The organism is Halomonas campaniensis (assembly GCF_002211105.1).
Classification (GTDB): Bacteria; Pseudomonadota; Gammaproteobacteria; order Pseudomonadales; family Halomonadaceae; genus Vreelandella; species Vreelandella campaniensis_A.
This window is the reverse complement of sequence record NZ_JPUA01000003.1, coordinates 55,618-75,775: the sequence shown is the minus strand read 5'-3', so window position 1 is coordinate 75,775 and position 20,158 is coordinate 55,618. Positions and strand designations below refer to the sequence as shown.

Annotated in this window: 20 protein-coding genes; 10 read left to right on the top strand and 10 right to left on the bottom strand. The window is 54.3% G+C overall.

Annotated features, from left to right (window positions below):
- Positions 1-174 precede the first annotated feature (174 nt).
- The 6 genes from JI62_RS01545 (at position 175) to JI62_RS01520 (ending at position 5,483) form a co-directional block, all read left to right on the top strand.
- Positions 175-1,173, top strand: a complete 999-nt coding sequence (locus JI62_RS01545) for a TRAP transporter substrate-binding protein (RefSeq protein WP_088698479.1) — start codon at positions 175-177, stop codon at positions 1,171-1,173.
- Complete coding sequence (locus JI62_RS01540; RefSeq protein WP_088698478.1) at positions 1,173-1,715, top strand: TRAP transporter small permease; 543 nt, start codon at positions 1,173-1,175, stop codon at positions 1,713-1,715. The genes JI62_RS01545 and JI62_RS01540 overlap by 1 nt, the downstream gene beginning before the upstream one ends.
- A complete protein-coding gene (locus JI62_RS01535; RefSeq protein ID WP_088698477.1) occupies positions 1,712-2,986 on the top strand; it encodes a TRAP transporter large permease in 1,275 nt (424 codons plus the stop codon). Before JI62_RS01540 ends, JI62_RS01535 begins: the two co-directional genes overlap by 4 nt.
- A gap of 33 nt (positions 2,987-3,019) precedes the next feature.
- Positions 3,020-3,850 (top strand): 5-dehydro-4-deoxy-D-glucuronate isomerase, encoded by an 831-nt coding sequence (gene kduI, locus JI62_RS01530; RefSeq protein ID WP_088698476.1) that lies wholly within the window; start codon positions 3,020-3,022, stop codon positions 3,848-3,850.
- Between the two features lie 24 nt (positions 3,851-3,874).
- Positions 3,875-4,627 carry a 2-dehydro-3-deoxy-D-gluconate 5-dehydrogenase KduD gene (kduD, locus tag JI62_RS01525; protein ID WP_088698475.1) on the top strand — a complete coding sequence of 251 codons (753 nt, stop codon included), beginning with the start codon at positions 3,875-3,877 and terminating at the stop codon, positions 4,625-4,627.
- Between the two features lie 61 nt (positions 4,628-4,688).
- A complete protein-coding gene (locus JI62_RS01520) occupies positions 4,689-5,483 on the top strand; it encodes an IclR family transcriptional regulator (protein WP_088698474.1) in 795 nt (264 codons plus the stop codon).
- Positions 5,484-5,522: 39 nt separating this feature from the next.
- Here JI62_RS01520 and JI62_RS01515 read toward each other — a convergent pair whose 3' ends face one another.
- Positions 5,523-6,746 carry an amino acid deaminase gene (locus JI62_RS01515; RefSeq protein WP_088698473.1) on the bottom strand — a complete coding sequence of 408 codons (1,224 nt, stop codon included), beginning with the start codon at positions 6,744-6,746 and terminating at the stop codon, positions 5,523-5,525.
- Positions 6,747-6,859: 113 nt separating this feature from the next.
- On the opposite strand from JI62_RS01515, the gene JI62_RS01510 reads away from it, so the two are divergent.
- The 4 genes from JI62_RS01510 (at position 6,860) to JI62_RS01495 (ending at position 11,349) form a co-directional block, all read left to right on the top strand.
- Positions 6,860-7,723: a MurR/RpiR family transcriptional regulator gene (locus JI62_RS01510; protein ID WP_088698472.1), complete on the top strand. Its 864-nt coding sequence runs from the start codon at positions 6,860-6,862 to the stop codon at positions 7,721-7,723.
- Position 7,724: 1 nt separating this feature from the next.
- Positions 7,725-9,212: an N-acyl-D-amino-acid deacylase family protein gene (locus tag JI62_RS01505; protein ID WP_088698471.1), complete on the top strand. Its 1,488-nt coding sequence runs from the start codon at positions 7,725-7,727 to the stop codon at positions 9,210-9,212.
- Complete coding sequence (locus tag JI62_RS01500; RefSeq protein ID WP_088698470.1) at positions 9,209-9,601, top strand: RidA family protein; 393 nt, start codon at positions 9,209-9,211, stop codon at positions 9,599-9,601. The genes JI62_RS01505 and JI62_RS01500 overlap by 4 nt, the downstream gene beginning before the upstream one ends.
- A gap of 248 nt (positions 9,602-9,849) precedes the next feature.
- Entirely contained in the window at positions 9,850-11,349 is a 1,500-nt protein-coding gene (locus tag JI62_RS01495) for a sodium:solute symporter family protein (RefSeq protein ID WP_088698469.1), read from the top strand.
- Between the two features lie 98 nt (positions 11,350-11,447).
- Here the strand turns inward: JI62_RS01495 and JI62_RS01490 are convergent, their stop codons facing one another.
- From JI62_RS01490 to JI62_RS01455, 9 genes are all read right to left on the bottom strand, one after another.
- Positions 11,448-12,911 (bottom strand): mannitol dehydrogenase family protein, encoded by a 1,464-nt coding sequence (locus tag JI62_RS01490; protein ID WP_088698468.1) that lies wholly within the window; start codon positions 12,909-12,911, stop codon positions 11,448-11,450.
- A 3-nt stretch (positions 12,912-12,914) separates the two neighbouring features.
- Complete coding sequence (locus JI62_RS01485; RefSeq protein ID WP_088698467.1) at positions 12,915-14,195, bottom strand: TRAP transporter large permease; 1,281 nt, start codon at positions 14,193-14,195, stop codon at positions 12,915-12,917.
- Positions 14,196-14,197: 2 nt separating this feature from the next.
- On the bottom strand, positions 14,198-14,776 hold the full coding sequence (locus JI62_RS01480) for a TRAP transporter small permease (protein ID WP_088698466.1): 579 nt from the start codon (positions 14,774-14,776) through the stop codon (positions 14,198-14,200).
- A gap of 93 nt (positions 14,777-14,869) precedes the next feature.
- On the bottom strand, positions 14,870-15,838 hold the full coding sequence (locus tag JI62_RS01475) for a TRAP transporter substrate-binding protein (RefSeq protein ID WP_088698465.1): 969 nt from the start codon (positions 15,836-15,838) through the stop codon (positions 14,870-14,872).
- 76 nt (positions 15,839-15,914) lie between these two features.
- Positions 15,915-16,937 carry a Zn-dependent oxidoreductase gene (locus tag JI62_RS01470; protein WP_088698464.1) on the bottom strand — a complete coding sequence of 341 codons (1,023 nt, stop codon included), beginning with the start codon at positions 16,935-16,937 and terminating at the stop codon, positions 15,915-15,917.
- A gap of 14 nt (positions 16,938-16,951) precedes the next feature.
- On the bottom strand, positions 16,952-18,163 hold the full coding sequence (gene manD / locus JI62_RS01465; protein WP_088698463.1) for a D-mannonate dehydratase ManD: 1,212 nt from the start codon (positions 18,161-18,163) through the stop codon (positions 16,952-16,954).
- Positions 18,164-18,193: 30 nt separating this feature from the next.
- The gene (locus tag JI62_RS22550; protein ID WP_170938458.1) at positions 18,194-18,334 is read right to left on the bottom strand and encodes a hypothetical protein; all 141 of its coding nucleotides are present in this window, start codon (positions 18,332-18,334) and stop codon (positions 18,194-18,196) included.
- Between the two features lie 36 nt (positions 18,335-18,370).
- The gene (locus JI62_RS01460) at positions 18,371-19,660 is read right to left on the bottom strand and encodes a TRAP transporter large permease (protein ID WP_088698462.1); all 1,290 of its coding nucleotides are present in this window, start codon (positions 19,658-19,660) and stop codon (positions 18,371-18,373) included.
- The gene (locus tag JI62_RS01455) at positions 19,657-20,151 is read right to left on the bottom strand and encodes a TRAP transporter small permease (protein WP_088698461.1); all 495 of its coding nucleotides are present in this window, start codon (positions 20,149-20,151) and stop codon (positions 19,657-19,659) included. Before JI62_RS01455 ends, JI62_RS01460 begins: the two co-directional genes overlap by 4 nt.
- Positions 20,152-20,158: the final 7 nt, after the last annotated feature.

The window sequence follows — 20,158 nt, the reverse complement described above, 5'->3', positions numbered from 1 at the left end:
GACCAATGTCGCATAGCCCAAGCATTGACCTACACAGGAATGACGTTAAGCTTGGCCTTAAATCAAATATAAAAACAGATTTTATATTTGAGAAAATAACTATCACATCACAAACATCGCATCGCATCGCATCGCATCGCAACAAGAACATCACAATAAAACGGAGAACCTTCCATGCGCCTAACCCACTTAATGATGGCCAGCCTCGCTATTGGCTTCACCACGTCGCTCCAAGCTGCCGATTTCACCTTCAAGTACGCTCATTCGCAAACCGATGAGGCGCCTCGCTCTGAGTCCATGCGCTACTTCAAAGAAGCGCTTGAAGAGCGCAGTGATGGGCGTATCGCCGTAGAACTCTATTTCAATGGCACCCTGGGGAAGGAGGAGGACGTACTTCAGCAAGTCCAAATGGGGCTTATTCAGGGCTATCGTGGTGGCTTGTTTGCCCAAGCTAACCCCGCCTACCTGATCTATACCATGCCGTTCCTGTTCACCACGCCTGAACAAGCTATTGATGTGATGGAGGGCGAGCTTGGCCAGGCCATTAATGAAGGCGCACGTGAAAGCCAGCTGCATATACCGGTGACCGGTGTTGCCGGCGGTATGCGCCAGTTAACCAATAACGTTCGCGCCGTAAATCAAGTTGACGACCTCCGTGGCTTGAAAATTCGCACCCCGCCACTGGCCCCCACGCTGCGGGCATTTGACGCGTTGGGAGCCTCCCCCCAGCAAGTGCCTTACACCGAGACCTATATGGCGCTACGCACAGGCGTGGTCGATGGGCAAGAAAACCCGCCCTCCAATATCGCCGATATGAAATTCCATGAAGCTCAGGAGTACATGTCATTACTGAACTGGCAAATCCATCCTGACCCCTTCTTTATTAGCGCCCAGTGGTACGACCAGCTACCTGAAGAGCTGCAGTTGATCGTCGACGACGTCGCTCAGGAGACGATGACCCGCTCCAACGAAATTTGGCTAGCCTCCGAAGCCAACTACCTCGAAACCCTGGGCGAGCACATGAGCATTAATGACATCACTGACGAACACCGCCAAGGCTTTGTAGATGCCGTCGTTCCTGTCTGGGAGCACTTTGTTGAGCGTGGTGACTTTAGCCAGGAGCAGTTAGAGCAAGTGCTCGCCCTGACCGATCAAGCCGAGGTACTGGAGTAATGAATCCACCTCCACTGGCGCAGCCGATGGCGGAAGATACCGCCTTGATGCGGGTAATGCGCCGCTTCGCTAGCCTGCTGGAAAATCTGATCGCCGCATTAATTGCGGCGGTTTTCCTGCTCTGCTTGGCACTGGTGATACTGCGCTACGTATTCAGCATTGGCTTTGCCGGTGCTGAAGAAGTGATGCGCTTTCTATTTGTGTATTCCACCGCACTAGGGGCATCGGTCGCCATTTTACGCGGCGAGCATATCCGTATCAGCGTGCTTGTGGATGCACTGCCTACGGCAATAGCCGTCTGGCTGAACCGCTTACGTCATTGTCTTGTGATGCTATTCAATGGCTATTTGGCATGGCTCAGCATCAGCTGGATTGGGCAAGTCGGTCGTTTCCGCTCCGCCGTTCTGGATGTGCCTAATTGGGTAGTGCAAATCAGTGTCCCCATTGGCGCGCTACTGGTCATTCTATTTTCCTTAGCGGTGCTAGTGGGTGGAGAGCGCCCCTCCGCTCAACGAGAAGACGCGCAGGAGGGCCAGGCATGATTTTACTGCTTGTTAGCCTGATGGTGCTGCTGTTGATTGGGGTGCCCATCGCCTATTCGCTAGGGCTTTCGGGGTTGGTCTACTTTTTGATCATGCAGCCAGGCTTGATTGGCGTACTGCCCCAGCGAGTACTGTCCGGTATGGATCTGTACACCATGATTGCCCTACCGCTGTTCATTTTGATGGGGCTGGTGATGAACGCCTCAGGCATTACCGCGCGCTTGATCGACTTCTGTTTGATGCTGGTAGGCCGTTTTCCAGGTGGATTGGGGCATGTCAATATCTCGACATCGATGATCTTTGGCGGCATATCGGGCTCTTCTGTGTCTGATACAGCTTCGGTGGGTTCCGCCATGATTCCGGAGATGGCACGCAAGGGATACAGCGTCGAAACCGCCAGCGGCATTACCGTAGCCTCTTCCACCATGGGCATGATCATTCCTCCCAGTGTGCCCATGGTGATCTACGCCGTTACCGCACAGCAGTCTATCGGCACCATGTTTATGGCAAGCCTTGTGCCCGGTTTACTGATTGGCGTGCTGATGATGGGCATCATTGCGCTAATGGCCGGTCGTCAAGGCTACCCCCGTGCCCACGCAGGACTCACCTCTGTAGAGCGCCGCAGTGTCATAAAACGTGCCGTGCTTGCACTGTTAATTCCCTTGTTTGTCGTGGGAGCGGTGGTTGGCGGGGTTGCGACGGCCACTGAATCCGCCGCGTTAGGCGTTGGCTACGCGCTGTTTCTAGCAATGGTGGTTTTCAGAAGTCTCAAACTGCGTGAACTGCCTGCACTGTTTCGCTCTGCCGTCATGACCAGCGCAACGGTGATGATCATTATTGCCATGAGCCAGCTGTACGTGTGGATTCTCTCGATGGAGCAGATTCCCCAGCTATTGGCAGGCTTTTTAGGCGGGCTGGATCTTACTCCGATCTTACTCCTGCTGGTGATTGCTGCTGCCGTGCTACTGATCGGCACCTTTATTGATGTAACCCCCGCGATCTTGCTGATTACCCCAGTGGTGCTGCCAGTGCTAGCCCTGGCCAATATTTCACCCGTGCAGTTTGGTGTCCTGTTGATCAGCGGCTTGGCGATTGGCTTGGTCACGCCGCCGGTGGGCATGTGTCTGAACGTCTGCTCCTCCATCACCGGCCTCTCGATTGGGCGTATTTTCCGCGGCGCCCTGCCGTTTCTGCTCGCTAACCTCCTGGTGATACTGCTGATCATTGCCTTTCCAGCTATCACCCTGTGGCCGCTCACGCTGTTCTCGTGAGCCCATTTACTTTTACCATTAAAGGAAATTCATATGGATATTCGCCAAGCGCTTCATAGCGATCATTTTAAAACCCTCGATACCCAGGGCCTGCGTGACAAAATGCTGGTCACCAAAATTATGGTGCCAGGCCAACTGTCGCTAACCTACAGCCACGTTGACCGCATTATTATTGGTGGCGCGGTACCCACTGATTCGCCGCTTACCCTGAGCGGTGGCAAAGAGCTTGGCGTTGACTATTTTCTAGAGCGGCGGGAAATGGGCGTTATTAACATTGGCGCGCCCGGACGCATTACTGTCAACGGTGAAACGGTCGAACTAGGCACCCACCACGGCCTGTATATTCCCAAAGAGAGTCGTGACGTCAGCTTTGAGAGCCTCGATGCAACCAAGCCTGCGCGCTTTTATATCAACTCAACACCTGCCCATGTACGTTACCAGCTTCGCCATATCCGCCCGGAAGATGCCTCGCCCACCACCCTTGGCGATCCCGAAACTGGTAATGTGCGTACCATCAATAAGTACCTGCATACCGATGTACTGGATACCTGCCAGCTCTCCATGGGGCTTACCCAGTTAGAGCCCGGTAGTATGTGGAACACCATGCCCTGTCATACCCACGAACGGCGCATGGAAGTGTACTTCTACTTTGACCTGAGTGAAGACGATGTGGTCTTCCACCTGTGTGGCGAACCCCAAGAGACCCGGCATATCGTGGTGGCCAACGAACAGGCCGTGATTCACCCCAGCTGGTCGATTCACTGCGGCTTTGGCACTCGCCGCTACACCTTTATTTGGGGCATGTGCGGTGAAAACCTGACCTACGATGATATGGACTTTATCGCTTCTAAAGAGCTGCGCTAAACCACTACCCAGGGAGAGTGACCAATGACACTATTTTCGCTGAACGGCCAAGTTGCCATGGTGACGGGGTGCAACAAAGGGCTGGGCCAGGGAATTGCCATTGCACTGGCACAGGCGGGTGCCGATATCGTGGGGGTCAACCGAAGCGCTGCTGATGACACCCGCCAGCAGGTCGAGGCCCTAGGGCGCAAGTTTGACGACATTACCGCTGAGCTAGGCAGCCAAGCGCCTGGCGAGATTGTCTCACAGGCGATCGCGAAAGCGGGCAAGGTGGATATTCTGGTCAACAATGCCGGGATTATTCGTCGGGCAGCAGCCGTTGAATTTTCAGAGCAAGATTGGGATGACGTCATTGACGTTAACTTGAAAGCCGCTTTCTTTCTCGCCCAGCAGGTTGCCAAACACCTTATCGAGCGCAAAGCGCCGGGCAAGATCATCAATATCGCTTCATTACTGTCGTTTCAAGGCGGCATCCGTGTGCCCTCCTATACCGCCAGCAAAAGCGGTATTCTCGGTCTAACGCGCCTGCTCGCCAATGAGTGGGCGGGCCATGACATCAACGTTAATGGCATCGCTCCTGGCTATATGGCCACCGACAACACTCAAGCGTTGCGCGACGACCCCCAGCGGCATGCTGAAATTCTTGGCCGAATCCCCGCCGGACGCTGGGGCACGCCAGAAGACTTAGCCGGCGCTGTGATATTCTTATGCTCCGATGCCGCCCGCTACGTGCACGGGCATACCCTGGCGGTAGACGGTGGCTGGCTGGCACGCTAACCAAGCATTTTGGTTAACGCCACGATCAACGAGCGATAGGCAATCACGTAAGGGAGCTTGAATGAAGGAGAAGGCTGAAACGCAGTACCACGCCCCTGCCTTAGAGAAAGGGTTAGATATTTTGGAGCTGCTTGCCCAATCTCCCCAGCCGCTAAGCACCCAAGCGATTGCCGAGCAGATCGGCCGTAAAACCAATGAGATGTACCGCATGCTGATGGTGCTGCGGGATCGTGGCTACGTCAGCATGGATGATAGCGGTAGCCGCTATCAGCTAACGCTAAAGATGTTTGAGATGGCCCACCGCTTCCCGCCCACCAAGCGGTTAGTACAGGCCGCACTACCGCGCATGGAAGAGCTGTGTCATGAGATCTCCCAGTCGTGTCACCTTAGCGTCGCTCGTCCTGGCCATCTATTGGTAGTGGCCCAGTACGAAAATCCCGACAAGATGGGCTTTGGGCTACGTCTGGGGGCAAAAATCGATATATGCGGCTCCGGTTCAGGGGCCGTCATGCTGGCCTTTTTGGATGAGCAACGCCGGGAGCGCATTCTCGCCGCCAGCGATGCAACCCAACAAGAGGTTGACCGAACGCGGGCGTTATTTGATCCGATTCGCCAGCAGGGCTACCACGTGGGGCCAAGCCCTCAGGTTCAGGGGTTAACCAATATCAGCTTCCCCGTCTATGGGGTTCATGACGTTATCGAAGCCGTTATCACCATCCCTTATCTCACGCTGATTCCAGAGGCGATGCACCGGGAAGTGCCCAGCATTGACCGCTGCCGTGAGCAGCTAGGGGAGCTGGCAGACGCCCTGACCCTGGCTATTGGTGGGCGCCTTCCAGCAAGCACAACGAGCTAAATGATGTTCTCTATAACGGTGCTCTCTAATAACAACACTCTAAAAGTAGGTCGCCATACGCTCTTTCACGTTTAGCTGATCATCCACTAACAGTATCTGGCGCCATTTATCAAAGGTTAAACAGGGATGAGAAGCGCCAAAGGCGACAATATCACCGACCTCGACATCTTGAGCCCCCTGCGGAAGGCGCACAAAGGTGTGCTGATCCATAATTTTTGTCACCTCCCAGCCAGCAACTGGCATTGACTGAGAGGGCTCACCTCCTTCCCGGAAACGACGCAGGGCAATCGGTAGCTGGTCATGACCGATATCACGCTTACCTAGCGCCACGATGGCAAGCCCAGGTTCGGGAAGCGACTGCACCTGGGCAAAGACTTCCAGGGCAGGCTCAAGCCCCTGCTGCAAATCCGGCCGGCGGCCTAATACCGCTGCTTGCGCTTCACGATAGAGCCCATGGTCGTGGACGACGTAGCAACCTGGCCGCAATACAGGGGTAAATCGACCCTGTAGCGGCGCACCCTGAAAGGCTTCCGCAATGACGTCGTACCAGGCAGAGCCGGACGCGGTGACAATCGGGTTCTGTTCAGCAAAGCGCCCAACAGCTTCGAGCTCTACGGCAACATCCACCAGGTATTTTGCATAGGCCCGAATGCCGGATTCAGGATTATCTCCGTGAACCACACCCTCATAGCCCTCCAGGCCCACCAGAGAGAGTGCTGGCTCACTAGCAATCGCCTCCGCCAGCGAAAGAATTTGCTGCTGATTGCGACAGCCACACCGCCCTCCTTCCACGCCTACCTCGATAAGCACCGATAATGTCAAGCCCTGCTCTGCAAAGAATCGTTCAGCAAAAAAGCGCCCAAGCTGGCGTACGTTCTCCTGGCTATCGACTACACAGTAAAACGCAGCGCCCTGTTCGATCAGACTGGCGATAATGGCCATATTTGCCTGGCCCACCAGTTGGTTCGCCATCAATATTCGGGTGACACCATTGGTGAAGGCAGCACGACATTGGGGCGCAGTGGCCAGTGTGATCCCCCACGCACCTGCCTGGAGCTGTCGATTGAAAAGCGCGGGCGTCATGGTGGTTTTGCCATGGGGCGCCAAGCGAGCGCCGTGAGCTTCTGCGAATCGTTGCATCCACGCTACGTTATGGGCCAGTGGGCCTTCATGCACCACAGCGGTGGGCAGGCTGACACCTGACAGAAGGTTTGAACCCAATTCCACACTGCCTTTATCCACCGCTAACGCCATTGTCTGCATTCGCCCGCATCCTCATTTTTTAACAAGCATCAATGTTAGATATTTTCACAACCATTGACTTCAAGTTAGAAACTAACATACTTTTTAAATCAGGCAACCATTAGGAGTCCACGGTGAGCCAAGAAATCGACATTTTGTCACGTATTACCACTGACTTTGCCGCGCTGCGCGACGCTGAAAAGAAGGTTGCTGAGCTGATATTTGCTGACATCGAGTTCGTCACTGAAGCGAGTATCAGTGACATCGCCCAGCGCGCCGGGGTTAGCGATGCTAGCGTCACCCGTTTTGCCCGCGCTATCGGCTGCACAAATGTGCGCGACTTAAAAACGCGCTTAACCCGCGCCTTAGCCGCTGGCCGCCGTTTTATTCAAGAAGCCACGCCTGAAGACAGTTCAAGCGTGGTGTATGACATTGCCACGCAAACCCTCGCGCTTAACCGCGACTTACTCGCCCAAGCCGATGTGGCCGGGGCGGTTGAACAGTTAGATAAAGCGCGCCAGATACTGGTGTTTGGCGCCGGTGGTGGTTCCAGCATTCTCTCCCAAGAGCTTCAGTTTCGCCTGGTACGCCTTGGCTATGCCATCTGTGCTTACCCTCAAGCGCTGCTACCCCGCATGGTGGCGTCCACCCTTGAGCCTGATGACGTCGTCGTCGTGCTGTCGGTGACGGGTTACACCCCAGAGATGGTGGAGTCAGCACAGATTGCAAAGCAGTACGGCGCCAAGGTGATTGCGATAACCGCAATGAATTCTCCACTCGCCGAAACATCCGACATTGTACTACCGGTTACCTCGCGGGAGACCGACTTCATCTATCACCCTTCGGCTTCCCGCTACGCCATGCTGGCGGTCATCGACGTATTGGCGCTTGAACTTGCCATGCGCCATCGCGAGCGCTCACGAACTAAATTGCGCCGCCTCAAGCTGAGCCTGGATGACCATCGCGGTGGTGATAACCGCCAGCCACTTGGAGATTAGGATGGTTTACGACCTGCTGATTCGTAATGCCAACGTGCTGGATGGCTCAGGTGCTGCTCATTTTCGTGCCGATGTGGCTATTCAGGGAGAGCGTATCTGCGCTATCGGCGCAATGCCCTATGCCACCGCAACGACGATTATCGATGCCAATGAGCGCTATCTATCCCCAGGCTTTATCGATGTGCATACCCACGACGATACCAACGTCATTCGTGTACCCGAAATGCTGCCAAAGCTGACCCAGGGAGTCACCACCGTAGTCGTAGGCAACTGCGGTATCAGCGCAAGTCCGGTGACACTGGCCGGTGAAGTCCCCGACCCCATGAATTTACTGGGCAAGCTGGAGGATTTCCGCTATCCAAGCTTCGCCGATTACGCTAACGCCGTAGACGCCGCCTCGCCGAGTATTAACGTTGCCGCTTTGGTGGGGCATACCAGTCTGCGCAGCCAGGTAATGGATAGCTTTGCCCGCCCCGCTTCTGCAGCAGAAATCGCCAAAATGGAAACCCTGCTTCGCCAAGCGCTTGAGGAAGGCGCGCTGGGACTGAGCTCTGGGCTTGCCTACCGGAATGCGATACAGGCGCCGACCAGCGAAATGGCTCCCCTGGTAGCAGCCGTCGGTAAGTCAGGCGGCGTTTATACAACACACCTTCGTGATGAGTTTGCGGGCCTGCTGGGGGCCATGGACGAAGCGTTTACCACCGCTCGTGATGGCCAAGTGCCGCTAGTGATCTCGCATCTTAAATGCGCAGGCGCAGGCAATTGGGGTGGTGCTGGTAAAGCGCTGGGTAAGTTAGAGTCTGCCGCCCAGCACCAGCATGCCCACTGCGACTGCTACCCCTATACTGCGGGCTCTTCAACCCTAGACCTGGGCCAGGTGACAGATGAAATCGAGATCACCATTACCTGGTCGACCCCTCATCCGGAGCAGGCGCGGCGCCCGTTAAAAGAGATAGCCGCCGAGTGGGGGATGTCCCTACTAGATGCTGCCAGGCAGCTACAGCCGGCGGGGGCGGTCTACCACAATATGAGCGAAGCGGATATGCAGCAAGTGTTAGCGCATCCGCTCTCCATGGTGGGTTCCGATGGATTACCGAACGACCCGCATCCTCACCCGCGCCTTTGGGGTGCGTTTCCCCGCGTGCTGGCCCACTACAGCCGCGATTTAAAGCTAATGCCACTGGCGGAAGCAGTGCGCAAAATGACCAGCCTTTCAGCGGCCAATTTTGGCTTAACCGATCGCGGCGTCATCCGTATTGGCGCCTACGCAGATCTCACCCTGTTTGATCTCACGGTGCTGGAAGATACGGCGAATTATGAGACCCCCATCGCGGCCGCGAAAGGGATCGATATGGTGGTGGTGAACGGCAAGATTGCCTATCACCAAGGTGCTATTAGCGACCAGCGCTCTGGCCGCATGCTGCGCAGAACAGAGCGTATTTCTCAAAAAATCACTTCTTTTCCATCCAATCAGGAGCAAACCCCATGAGCATTACGCGATACGGCACCGAAGGCGGTGTAGGCACCGGCGGCCAGAAACTGCCCTTTGCCCGCGCTGTAGAGGCAGGTGGCTGGCTGTACGTCTCCGGCCAAACCCCCATGACCGACGGCGAAGTGGTTGAAGGCGGCATTGTTGAGCAGACCCGTCTCGCCTTCGATAACTGCCTGGCCATTATGCAAGAAGCAGGTTTCGGCGTTGAAGACGTTGTACATGTCACCACCGTGCTCACCGATGCGCGCTACTTCACCTCGTTCAATAAGGTGTTTAAGGAGATCTTTGGCGACAACCCACCGGCACGCATCTGCAGCGTTCAAGATTTAGTGGTGGATTGCAAAGTGGAGGTCGACGTGAAGTGCTACCGCGCTGATCGCGCCTAGCACTCAGTAAGTTAAGAGCTATGCAAATTCAGGTCTATGCAAATTCGGCCTAGGCAAATCCAGACGCTAAGAAAGCCTAAACACTAAAAAAAAGCATCACGAAAAAAAGCCCAAAAAAAGCGCCACACCCCGGCAAGGGTGCAGCGCCAGATTACCGCGTGATTAGGATAAAAAGCCCCGCGGTAATCGCTTCCATTGTCTACCTTCGGCCGCGGCAACGGCCGGATACACAACGATAAGAGGTTAACATGAACAGTCAAATATTCCTTGTCACCTTCGTGCTCTACATTATCGCCATGATCGTCTTCGGCTGGTGGATCTCAAGGCATAAGCGCGGTAGCGGTGACGACTTTCTACTCGGTGGGCGAAGCGTTCCACTCTTTCTAACCGTGGGAACCACGGTCGCGACCATGGTGGGCACCGGTTCCAGCATGGGCGCCGTTGGGTTCGGTTACGCCAACGGCTGGGCGGGTGCTTTATACGGGCTTGGGGGCGCCGTGGGCATTTTATTGCTCGCCGTCTGCTTTGCGCCAGTGCGCAAGCTGCGTTTTATGACCATGAGTGAGGAACTGGCCTATTACGTCGGTGCCAACCGGCTGGTGCGCAATGTCGTCGCGCTGCTGATCTATATCGCCTGTATAGGGTGGCTGGGTGCGCACATTCTTGGCGGCGGCCTCTACCTCTCATGGATGGCGGGTATCGATCTCACCACGGCGCGTATTCTGGTGGCGTTAGGCTTCGGCATCTACTGCGTGGTGGGGGGATATTTTGCGGTTATCTGGACGGACACCATCCAAGCGGTTGTGCTGTTCGCAGGGTTTATTTTGATGGCGGTACTGGCACTGATAGAAGTTGGCGGTTTTTCAGGTCTTACAGCGGGCATGGATGCAGGTGCCACTAGCTTTCTTGGTATTGGTCAAATTGGTGCGCTGCCAGCGCTGTCACTGGCTGCCGTCATTGCCATTGGCGTGCTTGCTACGCCCTCCTTTCGTCAGCGCATCTATTCAGGTAAATCCGTTGGGTCGGTACGCCGTTCGTTCTTAATCACTGGCGTTCTTTACCTGGGCTTTTCGATCATCCCGGCGATTATTGGTATGGCCACCCACGCCCTTAACCCCGGGCTTGAAAATAGCAACTTCGCCTTCCCTTTCCTGGCCACAGAGATCATGCCGCTTGGGCTGGGTTTACTGCTATTGGTAGCAGGCCTCTCCGCTACCATGTCTAGTGCCAGTTCCGATGCGATTGCCGGTGTCTCCACGCTGATTAGGGATCTCTATGTGCTGGCCACAGGCCGCACCCCATCAGCGCGTAACGTGGTGCGCTTTTCGCGGATTGCGCTAGTGGCAACCATTGGTCTGGCGCTGCTATTCGCACTGGCCTCGGACAATGTCATCACCTACATCACCCGGATGATCTCAACGATCCTGTCAGGGCTGTTTGTGAGCGCCATGCTGGGGCGCTTCTGGCCTCGCTATAACTGGCAAGGGGCTATTGCGACGCTGATTTGTGCGTCGGTCACCTCCTTGATGATTATTGCCAATAGCGATTGGACAGCTTTTTGGGGCAACCCCAGCATTCCCGCTGTGCTAGTCGCACTGGTAGCCGGTGTGATTGTAAGCCTAGTGACGCCCGCTTCCCGAGTCACTTCCGCCCAGGCGCTGGCCATTCTTGACCAAGAGCGCAAGCGTATGGAGCAAGTGCCCGAACCAACTCTCACGAACGCCGAAGCGCCCGCCGCCCCTCACTAAGCGTTAGCCATAAGTGCGCAATAAAAAAACCCACTGATTGAATCGATCAGTGGGTTTTTGCGATTAACGGAACTATTTAACAGAACTATTTAACAGAGCTATAGCGCCGCTAGTGTTTCACTCAATCCACCATGGCTTAGTGCTTGATATGCCGCCAGCACCTCCTGCGCAAAGGCTTCGTCTTGTGCCAAAGCGTTAGGCACCACATCGTCCATGGCTAAATAGGCCGCTACCAGCGTGCTTGGATCGCGACCATGCCTCTGGTGCAACTCTGCAAAGCGCTTGGCTAGCGGATCATCCACGGGGTAACTATTGCCTTGTAGGTCTTGACCCGCGGTATAGCGAATCCAGGCTGCTACTCCCAACGCCACGCAGGGCGATGATTGACCAGCGGCACTACGTTTCAGCGCACCGGAGAGCCACCGCTGAGGAAGCTTTTGGCTGCCATCCATAGCGATCTGCTGCAGACGATGACGCAAACTGTCATTGGCAAAGCGCGCCAGCAGCGAGTCAGCGTAAGCCTCTAAATCGATGCCTTCGGGCATCTCTAGCGTAGGTGCTGCCTCTTCAAGCATATAGCGGCGTAACAACGCCCGTAGCTCGTCATGATTGATGCCGTCATAGACCGTTTCGATACCGGCAAGCGCACCAAGATAGGCAAGCAAGGAGTGGCTACCGTTGAGCATGCGCAGTTTCATGGTTTCAAACGGCGCCACATCTGCCACCATTTCAACCTCCTCAGCTTCCCAGCTCGGCCGTCCAAGCGGAAAGTGATCCTCCACTACCCACTGAGAGAAAGCTTCGCATACCACTGCATTGGGATCAGTAACGCCCAGCGCCGCTAACCGTTCGAAATCCGCGTCGGTCATCGCAGGTACGATGCGATCCACCATGCTGCTGGGAAATGCCACCTTGTTAGCTATCCAACTGGCCAGTTCTGCGTCACGCTGCTCGGCCAGCTGCACCACCGCCTGGCGAGTCCGCTTACCGTTAGCCGGCATATTGTCGCAAGAGAGCACGGTAAAGGGGGCAATACCCGCTTCTTGCCGCCTTACTAACGCTTCGACGATTAATCCTGGTGCGGTGCGCGGCTGCTGGGGAGAAGCAATATCGCCAATGATCATGGGGTCATCGATCCTTAGCTCACCGCTGGCGGGGTTTAAAAAGTAACCCTTCTCGGTCACCGTTAACGTCACGATACGGGTATCCACAGAGGCCATTCGCGCCAGCAACGCCTCACGGTCACGACTCCAACGACCGTCAGCATCACGGCCTGAAAAGAGCGCCTCTTCAATCACGCCAATTTCGCGCAGCGTGATATTTTTGCTATCGGCGTACTCCGCCACATGGTAGCGATGCCCTGCCGCACATAAGCCGTCGACTAAACCAACGCTAGAGCGTAAATTCGCACTGCATACTCCCCACTCACCGTCACCGCTGCGTTGGCGATAACGCTCTAAATAGACCGCTTGATGGGCGCGGTGAAAAGCGCCCAACCCCAGATGAACAATCCCGATCTGGCCACTTTTTGGCGATGCTTCAATCAGCTTTGGAGCCATCATTAACTACTCTCCCATCAGCAAGTTAGGCAACCAAAGCGAAATCGCGGGGACATAGGTCACCAACAACAGTACCGCCAAGTTGCACAGCAAAAAAGGCACGATGGCTTTTGCCACCGTCAACATGGGTAGCTTGCCAATCCCCGCCACCACGAATAGGCACACCCCCACCGGTGGTGTTGTCAGCCCAATCATCAGGTTCAACACCGCAATGACAGCGAAATGTACCGGGTCAACACCCACTCCTGTCGCCACTCCCACCAAGGCTGGGAATAGAATAATCAGCGCGGCGATGGTTTCCATAAAAGCGCCGACGAATAGCAGAATCAGGTTAAGAATCAGCAGAACAATTAGCGGGTTATCGCTAATGGAAAGAATAAGTGCAGCGATCATTTGGGGAATCTGCTCACTGGTGAGTATCCAGCCAAACAGGTTCGCCAAGCCTACCATCAGTAATAGTGCCGACGAGGTTAATACAGTATCTGACAAAATCGCCGGAAGCTTTTTCCACGACAGGCCTTTATACACATACATGCCGACAACCAAGGCATAGAGACAAGCCACAATAGACGCTTCGGTGGGGGTAAAGAACCCGCCAATAATGCCGTAGAGAATAATCACGGTCATCAGCAGTGCCCAGAAGGCCGTTTTGGCTTCGCGCAGCAGCTGCAAAAAAGGTACCCACTGCTCTTTGGGATATCCACGCCGAACAGCCAGGATATACACCGTAACCATCATGGCGAGGCCCATTAGAAGCCCCGGTACTGCGCCTGCCAGGAACATACGCCCGACTGAAATACCGCTGAGAGATCCGGCGATGATCATGGGAACACTGGGCGGTATAATCGGCCCAACAGTTGACGAAGCGGCGGTAACTGCAGCGGCAAACGGCTTGTCATAGCCTGAGCGAGCCATACCGGGAACCATCACCGAACCGATGCTAGCTGAATCCGCAACCGCCGTGCCGGAGATACCACCGAAAATCATCGACCCTGCCACATTGGCCAAGCCAAGACCGCCGCGAATATGGCCTAACAAAGCATTGGAAAAACGCACAATATGATCAGTGATATTGCCCACATTCATTAAATTGCCGGCCAACACAAAGCCGGGGATACACAGCAGCACGAAGGTATCGATACCCGCATACATGCGCTGCGGAACGATGGTTAATGAAATACCTTCAAGCAGCAGATAAGAGAGCGAGGCTAGCCCCAACGCAAACGCAATGGGCATTCCCACCAAGAGCAAAACCAAGAAAACGCTAAAGAGGATAATAACTTCCATGCTTACGACTCCTGAAGGGAGGCAGAGGAGCGACACATTGCGATAATTCCCTCAAGACACCCCAGCAAGCTGTAAACCAGGAGAAGCGCAAAGGTGACTACCGTTGAGAAAAAGATATACAGCATGGGAACATGTAGCGTTGGCGAGGTTTGCCAAGCGCCGTTTTGCGCATACTGCCAAGCGTAAGGCAGCACCAAAAAGGCAAACAAGCCAATCAGTGCACAGAGCAACACTTGAACCGCCGCCTGTACGCGTGGCCCCAGCAGGTGATGGAAAAGCTCAACGCTGATGTTTCGGTTCTGTCGCAGCACCACACCAACGGATAGTGCCACCATATAAATAAATAAATAACGTGAGAGTTCTTCAGTCCAGGCTATCGAAAACGGCAAAAATAGCCGTGAACAAATTTGCAGCAGCACCGTGACGGCAATCGCCACCAGCGCGACGACGGCTAAGGTCAGAAAGCACTTATCCCCCCAGCCAATCATGCGCCCGATAGGGCCTTTGAATTTCGGCACCGCCGACATTGAAACCAGACTCTCCAACGCTTCCTTTTCAAGCGCTTTTTGATCCGAGTTCATAACCGTATCCTCATGGGCAAGCAGCTTGTGCCTTAGAAAATGGACTGGCGTGTGCCAGCCCATCGTCATTACCGATTGACTACAAATCCGACCTTACAGGTCTTGGATAGCGTCAAAGAGTTCACGCTGCTCTTCGGTTAAAGCCTCAAGGACAGCGGGACGCGCTTTCTCTGCAAAGGCGTCGACATCTACTTCCACGAACTCCATGCCACGCTCCTGTAACGCTTGCTCAAGGCGTGCCTGGTCTTCAGTGAACAGCTCAGCTTCATATGCCTGCATCGTCTGGGCAGCATCGCGAACGACCTGCTGGAGCTCTTCAGGCATACTTTCCAACTGATTACGGCCAATCACTACATAGATCCAGCTGCGCACATGCCCGGTCATGTTGACGTAATCCTGCACCTCGTTGAAACTGGCGCTTTCAATCAGGCTAAGCGGGTTTTCTTGTCCTTCCAGGGTGTTTTGCTGAAGCGCGGTGAATACTTCGCTGAACGCCATCGGGGTTGGACGTGCCCCCATTGCTTGCCATGTATCAACAAACAGCGGCACGTTAGGCACACGAAGACGCAGCCCATCAAGCTCATCAGGCGTGCGGATAGGACGATTGGAGGTCAACTCACGTGGGCCTCGCTCAAACCATGCCAGCGGTACCAGATTAGTGCGTTCAGTGATTTGCGCTTCAATCTCAGCACCGATTTCTCCGCTAACGGCGGCATGCAGGTGTTCTGAATCTCTAAAGGCGTAGGGTACCGCCATCATTGCGGCTTTCGGCGCCCAGTTCTGTAAGCTTTCACCGGTGATGGTCATATCCGCCGTGCCCAGCTGGATACTGTTGATCACGTCCATTTCATTGCCAAGCTGCTCACTGGGATAGAGGCGTACTTCAATCTGCCCGTCAGAGTTTGCTTCGACCTCCTCTTTGAACTTCTCGGCGGCCTGGTGCCAAATATTCTGCTCATTGGCTAAATGGCCAAAACGCAGGGTGAAATCTGCCGCCATTAATGAGTGGCTACCTAGCATGGCGGCCCCAATAACAGCGCTGGTGATAAGTTGTTTGATCATTATCTTTCTCCTACACACGGATGTTGTTAATTATTGATTGCGGCTGTTAGTTGCGCGCGAGTTGGCGTGGTTACCCTTAAGCACTAATTTGAATCAGTACCTTACGGGCCTCTTCTGGCCGGTGATCAAGCATCTCAATGGCGCTGGGCATGTCACTTAGTGGCAGCCGATGGCTAACTAACGCCAACGGATCCAACTGCCCACTTGCCATTAACTCAAGCACCTCCGGAAACTTACGGTTGTTGAGCCGCGACCCGACCAGGGTCAGCTCTTTCTTAATGACTTCCAGCTGTACAAGGTCACTGGGCTGAACGCTAAAGCCCAGCAACCCAATACGCCCTGCTGGCGACGCTAGACGCAGCATTTGCGGTAACAGCGCTGGCACGCAGGCCGCATCGGCAATCAGGGGTACGCCTTCACCCTGAGTTAAGGCAAGCACCTCTTTTTCCACGTCCTGCTCGCGGCTATTCAATACCTGCGTTGCCCCAAGCTGTTTTGCCGCCGCTAATCGCTCATTAATAACGTCAGTGACGATGATCTCGTCGATACCCTTGGCCCGGGCCATCTGTAGAATCGTCATGCCAATAACGCCAGCGCCCAGAATCATTAGCCGATCCCCCGGGTGTGGCTGCATGCGATCAAGCACGTTGGCGGCAATGGTGTAAGGCTCAACCAAGGCAGCAGCATCTAGCCCGATATGTTCAGGTAGGCGGTGTACGTTAGCCGCAGGGACAGCCACAAACTCTTCAAAACCACCATTACGATGCACGCCGATCACTTCAAGCGAACTGCACACGTTGGGGCGCCCAATGCGGCATGGGTAGCAGGTGCCGCAACTGATGACCGGGTCAATACATACGCGATCCCCAGCAGCTACGTCAGCCACCCCTTCCCCTATCGCTTCCACTACCCCGGCGAACTCATGCCCGGTGATGCGCGGAAAGCGCACAAAGGCGTTGTCGCCATGGATAATATGCATATCCGAGCCGCAGATACCGGCGAAGGCCACTCGAACAAGCACCTCCCCGCTGGCAACCTCAGGAACTTCAACCTCAGCCACTTGGTAGTCGTGTGGCGCTTTGACCTGAAATGCTTTCATTGATGAAACTCTCCTTACCAGTGCCACAGGGTGCCGTCTTCCAACCGGTTCACCGGCAGGCTGGCGCGCTTATAGGGGTATTGCTTGGCTAACTGTTCATCGATATCGACGCCATGCCCCGGCTTTTCACCGACAATGAAATGCCCATCTTCAAAGCGGTAATCGTGGGGGAATACCTCGTCAGTAGCGCTGGTATGCGGCATGTACTCCTGGATGCCGAAGTTAGGTACCCAGGTGTCAAAGTGAATCGCCGCCCCCAGGCACACCGGCGAAAGATCCGTTGGCCCGTGGAAGCCGGTACGCACGTGATAAAGACCCGCTAAATCGGCGATGCGGCGTACATGGGTGATCCCCCCGGCATGGGTTAGGGTGGCGCGGATATAGTCGATCCACTGATTTTCAATTAGCGCTTTGGCGTCATACAGGCTGTTAAAGACTTCGCCCACCGCCAATGGCGTGGTGGTGTGCTGGCGGATAAGACCAAACGCCTCCTGATTCTCAGCCGGTACACAGTCTTCAAGCCAAAATAGATGATAGGGCTCAACTTCTTTGCCTAAGCGGGCGGCCTCAATGGGCGTCAGGCGGTGATGAACATCATGTAGCACGTGTAAATCATCACCAAAGCGTTCACGCACGGCGGCAAACAGCTTGGGTACATGATTCAAGTATTTGCTGGTACTCCACACATGCTCTGCGGGCAAATCAGAATCTGCAGGTTCATAGGGCTCACCCTCTTTTTTGGCGACACCATAAATACTGGCAATGCCTGGCACACCCGCCTGAACGCGCACGGCTTTGTAGCCCTCATCCACGTGGCGGGCGACCTCTTCCAGGCACGCTTCAATATCTCGCCCCGTTGCATGGCCATACACCATCACTCGGTCACGGCTCTTGCCACCCAACAGTTGATACAGAGGCATGCCCGCAACCTTCGCTTTGATATCCCATAGGGCTACGTCGACTGCCGCAATAGCCGTCATCGTTACTGGGCCTCGCCGCCAGTAAGCGCCGCGATAAAGGTAGTGCCAGATATCTTCAATGCGGCTAGCATCACGCCCAATCAGTGTTGGTAATACATGCTCTTCCAGGTAGGCGACCACCGACAGTTCGCGGCCGTTTAATGTGGCATCGCCGATCCCATACACGCCTGATTCGGTAACAATTTTCAGTGTGACAAAGTTGCGGCCTGGGGACGTTACGATTAAATATGCATCGCTAATAATCATGAGAAATCCATCACAAGAAGTAAAAAGAAGTTAACGCTCAAATAGGTAGCGCTGCACTTTGTGGTAACACGCCGCCCGAATCATCTCGCCGTTATGATAAAGCCGATGGGCCACTTCATTTTCTAACAGGAATGCTTTACCCATTAACTCAACACTATTATCAACCTTCATCATTACTCCTTCATTATAAGAGTGTTATAGGTAGATTTAGCCAAGCAGTAAGTTAGGCAAAAACAGTACGATATTGGGAAAGAAGAGAATGCCCAGCACCACAACCAATACCGCTAAAGCAAACGGCAGTAACTCACGACTATAGTCATAAAAAGAGCACCGTAAAATGCCACATACTGTATACATAGAAATCCCCACGGGAGGCGTCATGCCACCAAAGGTAACCAGCGTCATCATTAACAGCCCAAAATGAACAGGATCAACACCCGCGGCTTTAATCACGGGTACCAAGATGGGGGTTAACAACATGACGACAACCGTGGCTTCTAACAGCATGCCTAGAAAAACAAGTATGACGGAAACTGCCAGCAACAGTGTTATATGACTAGAGAATACGCCGAGTGTTAGCTCTGCTATTGTTTGCGGCACCCTTTCAAAAGAGACGACATAACCGATAATGCCTGAGAACATAATAATCAGCATTATCATGCCAATATCCCTTACGCTGGCACGCATGGCATTAAGTATCTCTTTAACACCCATTTCTCGGTGTATTACGCAGCCCACCAACAAGGCGTATGCAACCGCAAAAGCACCCGCTTCAGAGGGGGTAAAAAGTCCATAGCGAATCCCTACCAAGAGCCATACGGGGAAGAGAATTGCCCAGATACTGCCACGCAGGGCCTTCAGCACTTCACGGCCAGTGGGTAGCCGCTCTCTTACCGGCTGATAGCCCCGCCGTTTGGCCATGATGTAAGTCGTCACCATGAGCGCTACCATTAGCAAAAAACCCGGCACGAGGCCTGCGATAAACAGCCGTCCTATCGAAACTTCGCCCAGATAGCCATAGAGAATCAAGCCGATACTTGGCGGAATGGTTGCAGTGATTAGCCCTCCAATAGAGAGCACCGCACCAGTAAACCCCGCGGAGTAGCCGCCCTTAATCATGCTTTTTCCCAGCACCCTGGATTGCATTGCGGCATCGGCCACGGCAGAACCGGAAACCCCGCCCATTAGGGTGCTCAGCACGATACTTGCCTGGGCTAAACCTCCGCTCATCCACCCAGCTAAAAGCGTAGAAAGGTGCACCAAGCGGGGAGTAATACCGCTGGCGTTCATTAGGTGGCCGATAAAAATAAACAACGGCACAGCTAATAGTGGAAATGATTGTGTCGAAGACACAATGCGCTGGACGGCAATGCTCGTCGGTAAGAATGTTTCGGGCAATAAAAAATAGGAGAAACCCGCAATTCCGATAGCAAAGGCAACGGGCATCCCTATCGCCATAAGAAGCAGGCCGAATCCTAATAACAAAGCTGCCGTCATAGCGCCTCCTCCACAATCTCGTCATCGTCAGCAACCAAACTCCCGATAACGCCATTTGTGAACAATCGCCGCACTAGCGAAAGCATCATTAATAATGCTCCGACAGGAAGCGCAAGTGTGATATACCCATAGCTAAGTCCTGCCACTCCCATGGGGCGCTGCCAGTTTGAAGCCGCTAAAACAAAGCCATACCAGATTAAAAGAGCCAGAAATAGCATCATCATTCCAATGCACAAACTGGTAATAAGAAGCTGCCATTTAATAGGTAAACGAATGACAAGCGCATCGATTCGCACCTGCCCCCCCTGGCGCAGGGTAATATCAGCACCTAATACAGCAGTCCAAATAAACAGAAATTGCGCAAGCTCAGCACCCCCTGCAAAAGGATTTCCTATTGCTCTAGCCGTCGAGCTAACAAACATGGTGAGAGAGGTGCCACCGAGTAGCATAATAGCCAACCACTCCTCACCTTTATCGTACCAATGCCACATACAGCGT

Excerpts from the sequence above, each read along its gene's own strand:
- JI62_RS01545 (WP_088698479.1), top strand. The coding sequence starts at position 175 with ATGCGCCTAACCCACTTAATGATGGCCAGCCTCGCTATTGGCTTCACC.
- JI62_RS01540 (WP_088698478.1), top strand. The coding sequence starts at position 1,173 with ATGAATCCACCTCCACTGGCGCAGCCGATGGCGGAAGATACCGCCTTG.
- JI62_RS01535 (WP_088698477.1), top strand. The coding sequence starts at position 1,712 with ATGATTTTACTGCTTGTTAGCCTGATGGTGCTGCTGTTGATTGGGGTG.
- kduI (WP_088698476.1), top strand. The coding sequence starts at position 3,020 with ATGGATATTCGCCAAGCGCTTCATAGCGATCATTTTAAAACCCTCGAT.
- kduD (WP_088698475.1), top strand. The coding sequence starts at position 3,875 with ATGACACTATTTTCGCTGAACGGCCAAGTTGCCATGGTGACGGGGTGC.
- JI62_RS01520 (WP_088698474.1), top strand. The coding sequence starts at position 4,689 with ATGAAGGAGAAGGCTGAAACGCAGTACCACGCCCCTGCCTTAGAGAAA.
- JI62_RS01515 (WP_088698473.1), bottom strand. The coding sequence starts at position 6,746 with ATGCAGACAATGGCGTTAGCGGTGGATAAAGGCAGTGTGGAATTGGGT.
- JI62_RS01505 (WP_088698471.1), top strand. The coding sequence starts at position 7,725 with ATGGTTTACGACCTGCTGATTCGTAATGCCAACGTGCTGGATGGCTCA.
- JI62_RS01500 (WP_088698470.1), top strand. The coding sequence starts at position 9,209 with ATGAGCATTACGCGATACGGCACCGAAGGCGGTGTAGGCACCGGCGGC.
- JI62_RS01495 (WP_088698469.1), top strand. The coding sequence starts at position 9,850 with ATGAACAGTCAAATATTCCTTGTCACCTTCGTGCTCTACATTATCGCC.
- JI62_RS01490 (WP_088698468.1), bottom strand. The coding sequence starts at position 12,911 with ATGATGGCTCCAAAGCTGATTGAAGCATCGCCAAAAAGTGGCCAGATC.
- JI62_RS01485 (WP_088698467.1), bottom strand. The coding sequence starts at position 14,195 with ATGGAAGTTATTATCCTCTTTAGCGTTTTCTTGGTTTTGCTCTTGGTG.
- JI62_RS01480 (WP_088698466.1), bottom strand. The coding sequence starts at position 14,776 with ATGAACTCGGATCAAAAAGCGCTTGAAAAGGAAGCGTTGGAGAGTCTG.
- JI62_RS01475 (WP_088698465.1), bottom strand. The coding sequence starts at position 15,838 with ATGATCAAACAACTTATCACCAGCGCTGTTATTGGGGCCGCCATGCTA.
- JI62_RS01470 (WP_088698464.1), bottom strand. The coding sequence starts at position 16,937 with ATGAAAGCATTTCAGGTCAAAGCGCCACACGACTACCAAGTGGCTGAG.
- manD (WP_088698463.1), bottom strand. The coding sequence starts at position 18,163 with ATGATTATTAGCGATGCATATTTAATCGTAACGTCCCCAGGCCGCAAC.
- JI62_RS22550 (WP_170938458.1), bottom strand. The coding sequence starts at position 18,334 with ATGAAGGTTGATAATAGTGTTGAGTTAATGGGTAAAGCATTCCTGTTA.
- JI62_RS01460 (WP_088698462.1), bottom strand. The coding sequence starts at position 19,660 with ATGACGGCAGCTTTGTTATTAGGATTCGGCCTGCTTCTTATGGCGATA.
- JI62_RS01455 (WP_088698461.1), bottom strand. The coding sequence starts at position 20,151 with ATGTGGCATTGGTACGATAAAGGTGAGGAGTGGTTGGCTATTATGCTA.